Source organism: Hydrogenophaga taeniospiralis, from assembly GCF_020510445.1.
Lineage (GTDB): Bacteria > Pseudomonadota > Gammaproteobacteria > Burkholderiales > Burkholderiaceae_C > Hydrogenophaga.
In genome coordinates, this window is record NZ_JAHBAG010000001.1 from 500005 (window position 1) to 513514 (window position 13510).

Annotated in this window: 12 protein-coding genes; all 12 read left to right on the forward strand. The window is 68.9% G+C overall.

Translation table 11 applies throughout. The features are described from left to right. Positions 1-11: 11 nt before the first annotated feature. The 12 genes from KIH07_RS02335 to KIH07_RS02390 are packed head-to-tail and all read left to right on the forward strand — an operon-like array spanning position 12 to position 13306. Positions 12-1334, forward strand: coding sequence for a lipopolysaccharide biosynthesis protein (locus KIH07_RS02335; RefSeq protein WP_226490429.1), 1323 nt, complete (start codon positions 12-14; stop codon positions 1332-1334). After that, positions 1331-2923, forward strand: coding sequence for a GMC oxidoreductase (locus KIH07_RS02340; protein WP_226490430.1), 1593 nt, complete (start codon positions 1331-1333; stop codon positions 2921-2923). The genes KIH07_RS02335 and KIH07_RS02340 overlap by 4 nt, the downstream gene beginning before the upstream one ends. Then, positions 2920-3855 carry an aldo/keto reductase gene (locus tag KIH07_RS02345; protein ID WP_226490431.1) on the forward strand — a complete coding sequence of 312 codons (936 nt, stop codon included), beginning with the start codon at positions 2920-2922 and terminating at the stop codon, positions 3853-3855. Before KIH07_RS02340 ends, KIH07_RS02345 begins: the two co-directional genes overlap by 4 nt. Next, positions 3852-5138 carry a hypothetical protein gene (locus KIH07_RS02350; protein WP_226490432.1) on the forward strand — a complete coding sequence of 429 codons (1287 nt, stop codon included), beginning with the start codon at positions 3852-3854 and terminating at the stop codon, positions 5136-5138. The genes KIH07_RS02345 and KIH07_RS02350 overlap by 4 nt, the downstream gene beginning before the upstream one ends. Beyond that, entirely contained in the window at positions 5135-6274 is a 1140-nt protein-coding gene (locus tag KIH07_RS02355; RefSeq protein ID WP_226490433.1) for a glycosyltransferase, read from the forward strand. The genes KIH07_RS02350 and KIH07_RS02355 overlap by 4 nt, the downstream gene beginning before the upstream one ends. Next, entirely contained in the window at positions 6271-7380 is a 1110-nt protein-coding gene (locus tag KIH07_RS02360) for an acyltransferase family protein (RefSeq protein ID WP_226490434.1), read from the forward strand. Before KIH07_RS02355 ends, KIH07_RS02360 begins: the two co-directional genes overlap by 4 nt. A gap of 22 nt (positions 7381-7402) precedes the next feature. Then, positions 7403-8551, forward strand: a complete 1149-nt coding sequence (locus KIH07_RS02365) for a polysaccharide pyruvyl transferase family protein (RefSeq protein WP_226490435.1) — start codon at positions 7403-7405, stop codon at positions 8549-8551. A gap of 8 nt (positions 8552-8559) precedes the next feature. Continuing rightward, entirely contained in the window at positions 8560-9132 is a 573-nt protein-coding gene (locus KIH07_RS02370; RefSeq protein ID WP_226490436.1) for a putative colanic acid biosynthesis acetyltransferase, read from the forward strand. Then, positions 9125-10081, forward strand: coding sequence for a nitroreductase family protein (locus tag KIH07_RS02375; RefSeq protein WP_226490437.1), 957 nt, complete (start codon positions 9125-9127; stop codon positions 10079-10081). The genes KIH07_RS02370 and KIH07_RS02375 overlap by 8 nt, the downstream gene beginning before the upstream one ends. 10 nt (positions 10082-10091) lie before the next feature. Next, entirely contained in the window at positions 10092-11063 is a 972-nt protein-coding gene (locus KIH07_RS02380) for a glycosyltransferase family 2 protein (RefSeq protein ID WP_226490438.1), read from the forward strand. A gap of 24 nt (positions 11064-11087) precedes the next feature. Further along, positions 11088-12032 (forward strand): hypothetical protein, encoded by a 945-nt coding sequence (locus KIH07_RS02385; RefSeq protein WP_226490439.1) that lies wholly within the window; start codon positions 11088-11090, stop codon positions 12030-12032. Next, entirely contained in the window at positions 12029-13306 is a 1278-nt protein-coding gene (locus KIH07_RS02390; protein ID WP_226490440.1) for a glycosyltransferase WbuB, read from the forward strand. Before KIH07_RS02385 ends, KIH07_RS02390 begins: the two co-directional genes overlap by 4 nt. Positions 13307-13510 lie beyond the last annotated feature (204 nt).

Below are 13510 nucleotides of genomic sequence, written 5' to 3' on the forward strand. Positions count from 1 at the left end.
CCTCGACCCCGATGTCTGTCCCACACCCCTTGCGCACGCCTGCCGTCGGTCTCTCGTCCATCGCCCGGCGCATCGCCTCGGGCGCGGGCGCGTACGGCTATGCGCAGGCGGTCAGCATCGGCACGCAGCTGGTGTCGCTGCCGCTGTTCCTGCACCACTGGGACATGGCCACCTACGGCGCCTGGCTGGCCCTCACGGCACTGCCCTTCTACCTGTCGCTGGCCGACGCCGGTATCTCCACCGCGTCGAGCAACCAGATGATCGGCCTGATCACACAGGGCCAGAAGGCGCGGGCGGCCGAGGTGTTTCAGAGCGCCGTGGCCTTTCTGACCTCCGTCTCGCTGCTGATCCTGCTGATCGTCGGCGCCACCCTGCTGCTGCTGCCCACCACCGCGCTGGAAGTCCCGCAGTGGAAGGCGGTGCTCATGCTGCTGTCCATCAGCGTGGTGCTCGGCCTGTTCTGCAGCCTGGCCGAAGTGATCTACAAGGCCACCGGCGGTTACGCCGCCGGCACCTACCTGGTCACCACCGGCCGCCTGGTCGAGTGGGCCGGCGGCCTGACCGGTCTGGTGCTCACCCAGAGTTTCATAGGGGTCGCCGCCTCGGCGCTGCTGGCCCGTCTGGGCTACACGCTGCTCTGCCTCTGGCTGAGCCAGCGGCGCACCGACTTTCTGCGCTGGGGCGTGCGGCGCGCCAGCCTGGCCGACATCAAACAGGCCGCGGCGCCAGGCGCGCTGTTCCTCTCGCTCTCGCTGACCAACGCGCTGAGCCTGCAAGGCTTCACCCTGCTGGTGGCGGCCACCCTGGGCCCGGCCGCCACCGCCGTGTTCAACACCTACCGCACCGTCGCGCGGATCGTGGTGCAGGTCACCAACGCCCTGAGCAATCCGCTGTGGCCCGAGCTCACCGCGCTCAAGGGACAGCGGGACGACGGCGCCTTCTGGAAGCTCTACCGCCGGGCCAACCGCCTGGGCCTGGCCATCGCCGCGGCCGGTGCGCTGCTGGTGTACGGGGTCTCGCCCTGGCTGCTGGACCTCTGGACCCATGGCCAGATTCCTTTCACCGCCACCAGCATGGCGCTGTTCCTGGGCTATGCGGCCGTGTGTTCGGCCACCCAGGTCCCGCGCGTCGTGCTCATGTCCATCAACCGCCACGCCGGCCTGGCCGCGCAGAGCCTGCTGGCCGCCGTGGTCTCGCTGGTGGTGGCGTGGCTGGTCTGGGGCAGCGCCGGCATGGCGGGTGTGGTCGGCGCCATGTTGCTGGGCGAAGCCCTGGTCTGGCTCACCGCCATGCGCGCCGTGCGCCGCCTGCGCTCAACGAAAACCGTCTCATGATCGTCGACCTGAACCATGCCTCGCCACCCGACACACCGCACGACGTCGTCATCGTCGGCGGTGGCACGGTGGCCCTGTTGCTGGCCGTGCTGCTGGAGCGCCAGGGCCAGCGCGTGCTGGTGCTGGAGACCGGCGGCGGCGGCTTCGAAGCGCCGGCACAGGCACTCAACGAAGCCTCCGTCACCGGCCGGGCCCACACCGGCATTGCCGTGGCCCGGGGGCGCGCCCTGGGGGGCACCTCCAACCTCTGGGGCGGCCAGCTCACCGGCTTCGTGCCGTCCGACTTCGAGGCCCGCGCGGGCGTGTCCGACGCGCCCTGGCCCATCACCTACCAGGAGCTGCTGCCCTGGTACGAGGCCGTGGCCCAGGAACTGCGGCTGGCCGACGTGCTCGACGAGAGCACGCCCCAGGCGCACAAGCTCTTCGGCGACCGCTACCCCGACATTCCCGGCTTCACCCTGTTCCTGACGCGCTGGCTCAAGGAGCCCGCCATGGCCCGGTACTTCCACGAGCGCCTGCGCAACGCGCCCGGCCTCACCGTCCTGCTGCATGCCCACGCCACCGGGCTGGGCCTGGCGACCGATGGCGAGCGCATCGCCTCGGTCCGCGTGGCGCGGCCCGACGGCACCGCCACCGCGATCCGCGGCCGGCGTTTCGTGCTGGCCAACGGCACCATCGAAATTGCCCGCCTGCTGCTCGCCTGCGCGGCAGAGCAGCCCTTTGCCCCCTGGGCGGGCAACCCGTGGGTGGGCGCGGGCTTTCAGGACCACCTGGAAATGCGCGGTGGCCGGGTGCACCTGCTGGACAAGCCGCGCTTCCTGCGCACCTTTCAGAACATCGTGCTCGGTGGCCACAAATACCAGCCCAAGCTGCGCCTGAACACCGGCATGGGCACCGCCAGCGCCGACCCGGCGCTCAACGTCACGGGCTACTTCGCGTTCGAGTCCAGCATCGCCGAACACCTGCAGCACCTCAAGGTGCTGGTCAGGTCGCTGCTGCGCGGCGGGCTGCCGCAACAGGGGCTGGGTGACATGCTGCGCCATGTCCGGGGCATGGGCAGCGCCTGGGTGCCGATGATCGTGCAGTACCTGCGGCACCACCGCATCTACAACCCGGCCGACCGCGGTGTCTGGCTCGTGATGCACGCCGAACAGCTGCCCCGCGACGACAGCCGCATCACGCTCGACCCCCGGCGCAGGGACCGCTTCGGCATGCCGCTGGCCGCGCTGGACTGGCGCATCGGCGGCCAGCCCGAGGTGCAGGCCATGGCCGCCTTTGTGCGCCGGGCCGGTGAAAGCCTGCAGGCCGCCGGGCTGGCCCGGGTGGAGATCGACGCGCTGCTCGACGCCGAGGACGCCCGCGTGCTGGAGCAGGCCACCGACACCTACCACCAGTGTGGCGGCGCCCGCATGGGCCACCACCCGCGCGACGGCGTGGTCGACAGCGAGCTGCGCGTGTTCGGCACCCCCAACCTGTACGTGGCCGGCGCCGCCGTGTTCCGCACCTCCAGCTACGCCAACCCCACGTTCACCGCCATGGCGCTGACGGCGCGGCTGGCCGACCAGCTCGGCCGGGAGGCCACCCCATGAACCGGCCCGGCACCGATCTGCTGACCCGCCGGCTGGGCCTGGGCTGCGGCCGCCTCAACGGGGGCGGCGACCGGGCCATGTCCGTGCGTCTGATCCACACCGCGCTGGACCTGGGCATCCGCTACTTCGACACCGCGCCGCCGTATGGGCTGGGCGCGTCCGAGTCCGTGCTGGGCGATGCGCTCAAGGGCCGACCGGAAGTGGTGGCCATCGCCACCAAGGCCGGTCTGGCCCGCCCCGCGTCCCCCCGCTTCAAGCAGACGGCCAGGGCGATCGTCAAGCCGCTGGCCCATTGGGTCCCCGGGCTGCGCCATGCCGTTCTCAAGGGCATGGCGCAGCACGCACCCGCCGGCAACTTCGACGTCGGATTCATTGCCCAGTCGTTCGAGACCAGCCTGCGGCAGCTGCGAACCGAACGGGTGGACTGCCTGCTGCTGCACGAAGCACGGCCCCACGACCCGCTGGCGCCCCTGCAGGTCCTGCTCGAGCGGTATGTCGCCCATGGCCTGCTGGGCACCTATGGCAGCTCCACCGGCGAGCCGCTGAGCCAGCTGGTGCGCTTCGGCCCGGTGTCGCAGTACCGCTGCCCGGCGCCGGGTGCCGAAGACGCACCGGTCGGCCCCCGCGACGTCGTGCACGGCGTCATGCGCTTCATCGCGCCGACCCTCGGGCCGGCGATGGCGCGCGACCCTCAGCTCAAGGCCCAGCTGGCCAGCCTGCTGCCCACCGGCACGGACCCGGCCAACGCGACCGGGTCGCTGGCCCTGGCCTATGCCCTGGCCCGGTTCGAGGGCCGGGTGCTCATCTCCACCCACCAGCCGCAACGCCTGACCACCACCCTCGAACAGGTCCGGCACATCACGGCCTCGACCGAGTGGCAACCCGCCATGTCGGCCCTTCACGCCGCGTTCGAGCCGGCGCCCGTGCCATGAACCCGCTCATCCGGCTCGTCTCGCAATGCATGCTCGGCCTGGCCATCTTCATGGGTGGCTGGTACGTGGGGGGCTCGATCTTCCAGGCCGTGCAGCTGGGCGCGGTCGCCCTGTTCATCGCCGCCGGCCTTCTGGCCTTGATGGCGGGCGGCACACGCCGCATTCACCTGTGTGCCGCCGAGACCCTCCTGGGCAGCGCGTTCGTGTTCGCGATGCTGGTGGCCTTCGTGCGCGGGAACGCGCTGTCCACCGAGTTCGGCGCCATGTTCCTGCTGGTGCTGGCCTCGGCCGCCGTTCTGGCGCGACAGCCCTGGGTGGCCAGCATCGACGGGGTGTTCCGCTGCGCCTACATCGCGCTGATCGCCTCCGTGCTGGTGGTCCAGCCCAGCGAGTTCCTGATGTCGGTGGTGGGCACCGTCGAGCGCAGCGTCGGCCTGGTGCGCTTCGCGCCGCTGGGCATGCACCCCAACCTCAGCGGCCTCGTGTATGGCGGTGGCAGCCTGCTGTTCTTTCAGCACTTTCTGGCCACCCCTCGCCTCCATCGGAAGCTGTTCGCGCTCCTGCTGTCCGGGCTGTGCCTGAGCATGGTCCTCGCCGCATCCGCCCGGGCCAGCCTGCTCGCCCTGGGCCTGACGGGGGTGGTCGCCGTGATCCTCATCGCATGGCGCGGCTCGCGCCGGGCCCGGACCGCCTTGACCCTGTCGGCCATCGCGTTGCTGGCCATCGGCGTTTTCAAAGCGGCCGCCATCGCCGACTACCTGACCATCATCCTGGACCTGGACTCGCCCACGCGCGGGGTGGATTCGGGCGCCACGGGCCGGGAAGTCATCTGGCAGGAAGGGGTGGCGTTGGTGTTCTCCGACCCTGTGCTGTTCTTCACCGGCAGGGGCGTTCGCGCCGCCGGCCCCGAGGTGATCGGCTTTCCGGTGGAGAGCTCCTACATCAACCTCGCGCTCGAACATGGCGTGGTGTTCGGCCTGCTGATCGCCTTGACGTTTCTGGTCACCGCATGGCGCACCTTCGGCCGCAGCTTCGAGATGGGGGTGATGAACCCGGCCCTTTTCGTCAGCGGCCTGATGCTGGTGTTCGTCCTGATGCAGTCGATCTTCAACCGCTACCTGATCGCGGTCGGCAACCCCTATTCGCTGTGGATCCTGCTGTTGCTGTTGCGGCTCAACCTGGGCCCTTCCAGGGTCCCTTCGGCCCGGGCTCCCACGTCGCCCGTGCGAGACCGCCCCCCGTTCACCCCCGTCGCCGGCCACAACGCCGCCTCGCAACCATGACCTACGTCTTCTGGCATTCCTATCTGATGTTTCACCAGGCCGCGTACATCCGCGCCCTGGCGGAGCTGCCCGGCAACACCGTGCACTGGTGTGTGGCGCAGGACCTGCCCGCCTACTACCGCGACCGCGGCTACCCGGTGCCCGACACCGGCCAGGTGCTGGTGCACATCGCGCCCACGCCCGCACGGACCGCCGAACTGGCCCGGCTGCCCGGGTCGGTGCAGGTGTTTTTTGGCCTGCGCGGTTTCGCGCTGCCGCTGACCGCCTTCCAGGCCAGCCTGGGCGCCCCGGTGCACCGCTTCCTGATGACGGAAAACCGCTACGAGCCGGGCGCCCGGTTGCTGCCCCGCTGGCTGGTCTACACCTGGGACGCGCTGCGCTACCGGCGCCACCTGAGCGGTGTGTTCTGCATCGGCCATTCGGGCCGTTACGGCGGCGCACGGTTTTTTGCGGCCTGCGGCTACCCCCGGGAGCGCATCGTGCCCTTCGTGCACGTGGTGGGCGGCACGCCGGTGCGGCACGCGCCGCTGCAGCGCGGGCACAAGGAAATCCTCTATGTGGGCCAGCTGATCCCGCGCAAGCGGGTCGATCTGCTGCTGCGGGCCTTCAGCCAGCTCGACCTGCCCACGGCCCGCCTGCGCATCATCGGCAAAGGCGAAGAAGAACCGCACCTGCAGCAGCTCACCCACCGGCTCGGCATCGCCGAGCGGGTGGGCTTCTCACCGGGCATGCCCAACGCCGGGATCGTCGCGGCCATGGCCGCCGCCGACGTGCTGGTGCTGCCCAGCCGCTTTGACGGCTGGGGCGCGGTGGTCAACGAAGCCCTGATGGTGGGCACCCCGGTGATCTGCAGCGACCGCTGCGGCGCCAGCGACGTGATCGAGAACGGGCGCAACGGCCACGTGTTCGAGGCCGGCAACGCCCACGCGCTGCTGGAGTGCCTGCACCGCGTCTGCCACGACTTCCGCGGAGACCGGGCGGCGCTGGCGAGCACGGAGTCCACCCGCCTGGGCGGGCCCGCGGTGGCCGCGCGCTTTCAGCAGAGCGTCCTGCGACTGCTGGCGCCGAGCCCGGCGGCAACGCGGCCCACCGCGCCCATGGACGGCATGCCCCATCGCAGGGAGCAACAGCCATGAACCCCACGGTCTCGGACACCATCCGCCTGGCGCGCATTCTGTGCATCCTGCTGCTGGTGTATGCGCACGCCCAGCCCTACCAGCCCGGGGTGCCCGAGTCCTTGTTCTCACCCATGGGCCTGATCCACACCACACGGCAGCTGCTGGGCCACACCAGCGTGCCCCTGCTGAGTCTGATTTCGGGTTATCTGCTGGCCCGCACGCTGAGTGCCCGGCCCTACGTGGAAGAGCTGGGCAACAAATGCCTTTCCCTGATCGTGCCGCTGGTGCTGTGGAACCTGATCTACATCGCCAAGGAGTACCTGGAGTCGGGCCTCACGACCGCGCCCGCCCTGCACGAATGGCCGAACGCGGTGCTGGCCATCACCGCGCACCCGGCCATGACGCCGCTCTACTTCCTGCGGGACGCCTTTGTCTGCTTCCTGATCTCGCCCGCGCTCATGGTGTTGGCGCGCAAGCTGCCCGGCACCGCGGCGGCCGCCTTGTTGCTCAACGCCTTGCTGAACCTGGACGGTGTGCTGTTCATCAACAGCGCCATTCCGCTCTTCTATTTCGCGGGCTGTGTGTTGTTGGTTCGTAAGGTTCCGATTCCCACCGTTTCGATCCCTCGCGAGCCCGTGTGGGCCGCGGGCCTGGCCCTGGTGTTGCTCTCGGCCGCGCCCTTTTTCCTGCCGCCGGCCTGGGGCGTGTCCGACCCGCAAAGCGTGGCGTACGCCACCGTCGACATTGCCCTTCGTGCGGCCGGCTGTGTGGTCTTCTGGTCCGTCGCTTCGAGGCTGCTGCAAAGCAGGGCAGGCGATGTGCTCCTGAAATTCGAGCCGATGGCGTTCTTCATCTTTTGCGCCCACGGCATGGCGATCGGCCTGTGGTGGATGGCCATCGACCACCTGGGCTACGCCGACCTCACCCCGATCTTTCTGGGCTATTTCGCCCTCTCGCCCTTGCTGGCGCTGGTGGTCTGCGTCGCTGCGGTCTGGGCCATCCGCCGGGTCGCCCCCAGCGGCCTCTCCCTCCTCATGGGCGGGCGCATTCCCAACCACCAACAGATGACATCCATGATCAAACCCCTCGGCCGCAGACCCCTGGCACGGACCACCGGTGCTTGAGCATCTCCAGGAACCCCAAGAGATGAACATCGGCATTCTCACTTTCCATTTCAGCGACAACTACGGTGCCGCGCTGCAGGCCTATGCCTTGCGCCGCTGGTTGACGGAGCAAGGCCACCACGCCCGCTTCATCGACTACCGGCCCGCGCACATCGAACACGGTGGACGGCTCAGCGTGCCCACCTCGCCCGCCAAGCTCAAGGCCAATCTGAAGGTCGTCTACCTGGCGGCGTCTTCGTTCGTCAACCAGCACTTTGGCCACCAGGGCCAGAAGGAGAAGTTCGTCCGTTTCAGGGAGCACTTCCTGGACCTCCCCGGCGGCTCCGCACCGCCCGACAACGACGCATCGCTCGCCGCGGCGCAGTCGTTCGACCTGATCGTGGCGGGCAGCGACCAGATCTGGAGCCCTTCCCAGCATTACGGTTTTGACCCGAACTACTTTCTGGACTTCGCCCAGTCGTTCCCGGCCCGAAAGATCTCGTACGCCGCCAGCTTCGGCCGGGACCGGGTGTCCGCGGCCGAGGCCGCGCAGCTGCCCCGCTTGCTGCGCCACTTCGACGCCATTTCGGTGCGGGAGGCCTCGGGCGTCACGCTGGTGGAGCGGGCCACCGGGCAGAAGCCGGCCAACGTGCCCGACCCGACCTTGCTGCACAGCAACTACGCGGAACTGACCGAGCGCGCGCCGTCCGGGCACGAAGACCCCTACGTCTTCTGCTACGGGCTGCGCTCGCCGGACAACATCCGGCAGACGGCCGATCTGGTCTCGAAGCGGCTGAACTGCCCCATCCTCTCGCCGCACAACCCCCACCGGCGGTGGGTCGAGATCGGCAACACGGTCCATCCCGATCCGGGCGAGTGGGTCTCCCTGGTGAAGAACGCCAGCTTTGTCGTGACCAACTCTTTCCACGGCACCGTCTTCGCCCTGTTGTTCAAGAAGCCCTTCATCGTGGCCGGGCTGACAGGTGACAAAGCCACCGCCAATGCCCGCGCCATCAACCTGTTGCGGGCCGTCGGTCTGGAAAGCCGCTTCACGCCGGGTTTCACGGCGCAGAACGTCCAGACGCTGATGGCCCGCGAGATCGACTGGGCCGAGGTGGACCAGCGGCTGGCGGCGCTGCGACAGGCCGGCAACGACTTTCTGAGCACACAACTGAGGGCGACCGTCCAGTGAGCGATACCTTGAACGAATCCCTGCGCGATTTCCGCGCGCTGCGCTACCGCAACGACTTCACCGCTTCGGCCAAGCTGCGGCGATTCGCGTGGGAGGTGGTCTGGCTGCTGGCCTTCCGGACCACCCCGCGCTGGGCGCTGCATGGGTGGCGGCGCCAATTGCTGCGGTGGTTCGGCGCCCAGGTGGGCGACGGTTGCCGGATCGCGCCTTCGTGCCGCGTCTGGGCGCCCTGGCACCTGGTCATGGGTGCGTTCTCAGCGCTCGGCGATGGCGTGGACTGCTACAGCATGGGCCGCATCACCATCGGCTCGAAAGTCACCGTCAGTCAGCGCAGCTTTCTGTGCGCCGGCTCGCACGACATCGGCTCCTTGTCCAGGCCCCTGGTCACCGGCTCCATCGTGATCCAGGACCACGTGTGGATCGCGGCGGAGAGCTTTGTCCATCCGAACGTGGTGATCCGGGAAGGCGCCGTCATCGGCGCGCGTTCGGTGGTGCTCAAGGACATGCCGGCCTGGTCCATCTGCGCCGGCAATCCCTGTCGAAGGATCAAGGCCCGTGTGCTGAAGGAACACCATGTTTGACAAGCTTGCCAAAGTCGCAGGCATCTTCAGCGAGGCCCTGCGCGACGCCGTGCTGTTCCTGCGGTTCAACTCGTACTCGCCCTTCGTGGACAAGTCCAGGCGCGCGTTCTACAAAATCATCATCGAGGCCCACACGATCGAGAAGGGGCTGTCGCTGCCGAATCCGAAACTGCTGTTCGGCAAGGACAAGATCCGTTTCGTCATGGGCGCGCTGTCGCGCTACGACATCGGACACTCGCCGGTGCCCGCCCACATGTCGCTCGGCGCCCTGGAAGCCTATGTGAACTTCCATGCGAAGGCGGGCGCGTCCGACCCCTTGCTCGACGAGATCGCCGGCTACCTGAAGGCGTGGGAAACCAGGCTGCCCAAGCCCTGGAAGGGCGGCACGCGGGACTACTCGTTCAATGGCCAGCCACCGAGCAACCTGCAGCACCTGATGGCCAGCCGGTCGAGCATCCGCACGCTGCGGCCCACACCGCTCGATCCCGAGCAGATCCTGGAGGCGATCGCGATCGCGCAGCTCGCGCCCTCGCAGTGCAACCGCCAGTCCTCTCGGGTCCATGCCTACCAGGACCCGGCCCGCATCCAGGAACTGCTCGCCTTGCAGGGCGGCTCGCGTGGTTTTGCGGACTCGGTCGGCAACCTGTTCGTGGTGAGCTCGGAGATCTGCGCCTGGGGGGGGCCCGGGCAGCGCAACCAGGCCTATGTGGACGGCGCGCTGTTCGCCATGTGCCTGATGTTTGCCTGCCGCTCAATGGGCTGGGGCGCCTGCCCGCTCAACCTGGCCATCGACCACAAGACCGAGTCCGCGATCCGCCGCGCTGGCGGCATACCAGCGGGCGAACGGCTGATCATGATGATCGCCTTCGGCGAACCCGTCGCCCCGGAAACCCGGGTGGCTTTCTCGCCGCGCAGGCCGGCGGCGGAAATCGCCACCCTGCATGGATGAGGAGATCCCGATGAGCATCACCGCGATCATCCTGACCTACAACGAGTCCCGCCACATCGGGCGGGCCATCCGGTCCATCCAGGCCTTCACCGACCAGATCTGCGTGGTGGACTCCGGCTCCACCGACGGCACCTCCGACATCGCCAAACAGCTGGGAGCCGAGGTCCACACGCACCCCTTCGTCAACCAGGCCAAGCAGTTCCAATGGGCCCTGGACACGCTCGACGTCCGCGGCGCGTGGGTGCTCCGTCTGGACGCCGACGAAATCATCGAACCCGACCTCGCCCGCGAGATCGCCGAGCAGCTGCCCCGGCTGCCGGCCGACGTGGTGGGCGTCAACCTCAAGCGCAAGCACATCTTCATGGACCGCTGGGTGCGCCACGGCGGGCGCTACCCGCTGGTGATGCTGCGGCTCTGGCGCCGTGGGCAGGGCCGCGTCGAAGACCGCTGGATGGACGAACACGTGGTGGTCTGGGGCGGGCGCACGGTCACGTTCAACGGTGGTTTTGCCGACCACAACCTGCACGACCTGGGCTACTTCACCGACAAGCACAACAAGTACGCCACGCGCGAAGCCATCGAGGTGCTGAACCAGCGGCTGGGCCTGTTCGCCCGCGACGAAGCGCTCAACGCCCGCAGCGCCTCGCCCCAGGCCTCGTTCAAGCGCTGGGTCAAGGAGCGCCTCTACAACCGCATTCCCTTCACCGTCAGCGCCCCGCTGTATTTCCTGTGGCGCTACGTCTTCCAGCTCGGTTTCCTGGATGGCCGCAGCGGGCTGGTCTACCACTTCCTGCAGGGCTGCTGGTACCGCTTTCTGGTGGGCGCCAGGCTCATGGAGCTGGAGCGGGCCGTGGCCCATCTCAGCGACAAGGCCGACATCTGCGCCGAGCTGAGCCGGCTGACCGGGCACAAGCTGGTGGCGCAGAGCGAGGTTTTGGCGCCCCCTGAAGTCGACGAAGACCGACTGGCACCCCGGGTTTGATCCCGTTTTTCAAGGAGGACTTTCATGCAAACCCCAATCAACCCCCGAACCAAGGTCCCGAACCATTGGCTGGCCCTGGCGGCCATGTGCCTGGCCGCGCCAGCCTGTGGTGGTGGTGGCAGCAGTGCGCCTCAAGCCAGTGGGCAGTTGATTTGCACCGACGCCACGGTGCCCGCGGGCGCTGCACAGGTGGGCGCGCTTCAGCTCGTCATCCAGGACTGCCCGAAGCTCACCGATGTGGACTTCACGGGAAAGGCCGACGGCCGCAAGTACTACAGCGGGCTCTGGTTCACCAAGCCCCGGCCCAGCAGCCTCTATGAGCAAGCCGGCGATGGCGTGATCCTCAAGAAGGGCGGCGTGCTGGCCACCGTGAAGATGAACTCCTACCCCGGCTATTACCCCTTGCTGAGCGGGTCCCGGCCGTTCTACATCGAAGCCCAGGCCTCGACCTCGTCCAACGACCCCGACAACTTTCCGGCCGTCTGGCTCATGCCGATCGAGCACAACCTCCGGCTGGAGGACGTGTACCCGCCCGACCCCAAAGGATTCGAGCGCTGGCTCGAACTGGACATCGACGAAGGCGGTTTCGGGCCCGGTGGACACAACACCGCCATTTCGTGGTCCGGCATCTGGCCCAACTACCAGAAGCTCCAGAACCCCAATGCGACCTCGAAGGTTCCGCTGGACCGCACCCAGCCCAACGTCTTCGGGGTGTCGTACGACCCCGCCACCCTGACCGTCCGGTGGTGGCTGAACGGGCAGCAGGTGCAGGAAGCGGGCCCCCCTTACGTGCCCGAGATCGCGCGCCGGCAGAACTTCTACCTGATCGTCTCCGCGCAGAGCCATCGCAACATCAGCGACTACCAGATGAAGTTCATGGGCGTTCGCGCCTACGTGGGCGATGCTGCGCAGAAAAGCGCCCGAGCGGCCAGTCCCGCTGGTGCATCCCAAGCCAAAGGTGCACGATGAAGCTGCTCTTCTACGGCATCAACTTCGCCCCCGAGCTCACCGGCATCGGCAAATACACCGGCGAGATGGCGCAATGGCTGGCCCAGGCGGGGCACGAGGTGCGCGTCATCACCGCGCCGCCCTATTACCCGGCCTGGAAGGTGGGGGCCGGCTACAGCGCGCGCCAGTACCGCAGCGAGTCGTGGCAGGGCGTGCGGGTGATGCGCACGCCGCTGTGGGTGCCGCACCAGCCGGGCGGCCTCAAGCGCTTGCTGCACCTGGCGAGCTTCGCACTGGGCAGCCTGCCGGTGCTGTGGGCCCAGTGGCGCTGGAAGCCCGATGTGGTGTGGGTGGTGGAGCCGCCCCTGATGTGCGCGCCCGCGGCGGTGGCGTTTGCCTCCCTGCGGGGTGCCAGGAGCTGGCTGCACATCCAGGACTACGAGGTCGACGCCGCGTTTGACCTGGGCCTGATCAGGGGCCACACGCTGCGCCGCTGGGTCCAGCGGGCCGAGCGCTGGCTGATGCGCCGGTTTGACCGCGTCTCCACCATTTCCGGCCGCATGGTGGACCGTGCCCTGGCCAAGGGCGTGGCCGCCGAGCGGGTGCTGCACTGTCCCAACTGGGTGGACATCGGCGGCATCAGCCCGCTGGCCGCGCCCAGCGCCTACCGGGCCGAGCTGGGCCTGGCGCCGGACGCGGTGGTGGCCCTGTACTCCGGCAACATGGGCAACAAGCAGGGGCTGGAGATCCTCGCGGAAGTGGCCCGCCTGGTGCAGGACGACCCGCGCATCCAGCTCGTGCTGGGCGGCAACGGCTCGGGGCGGGCCGATCTGCAGGCGCGCTGCGCGGGCCTGGGCAACGTGCGCTTTCTGGACCTGCAACCGCTGGAGCGGCTCAACGACTGGCTGGGCCTGGCCGACGTGCACCTGCTGCCCCAGCGGGCCGATGCGGCCGACCTGGTGATGCCCTCCAAACTCACCGGCATGCTGGCCAGCGGCCGCGCGGTGCTGGCCACCGCGATGCCCGACACCGAGCTGTGCCGCGTGGTGACCCAGGACGCCGCCTGCGGCCTGGTGGTGCCGCCGGAGAACCCGGCGGCCATGGCCGACGCGCTGCGGGCGCTGGCGGCGGACCCGGCGCGCCGCGCCGAACTGGGCGCCAACGGCCGCCGCCACGCCGAGGCCGAGCTGAGCCAGGACGTGATCCTGCACCGCTTCGAGGCGCAGTTGCTGGCCCTGGTGCAGGGAGAGCCAGCGTCCGGCGAGCTGCGCAGGGCGGTGGAACAACTGAAGTGAGGCGTTACATGATCGACCTGGCCCAACGTGACCAACGGCCGGTTTTTCATGGAAACTGGACCGCTCGGGCTGGCCGCCGTGGCCACGGCCCCGACCTTGCCGGGTCCCAGGGTCGTGCAACGGCGGTGCGGCGCGCAGCCGCAGGAGCAACGCCGACCGCCAGGCGGCGGCCCGCGGGCCGGGCCGGCTGGCCACGCGGCTGCA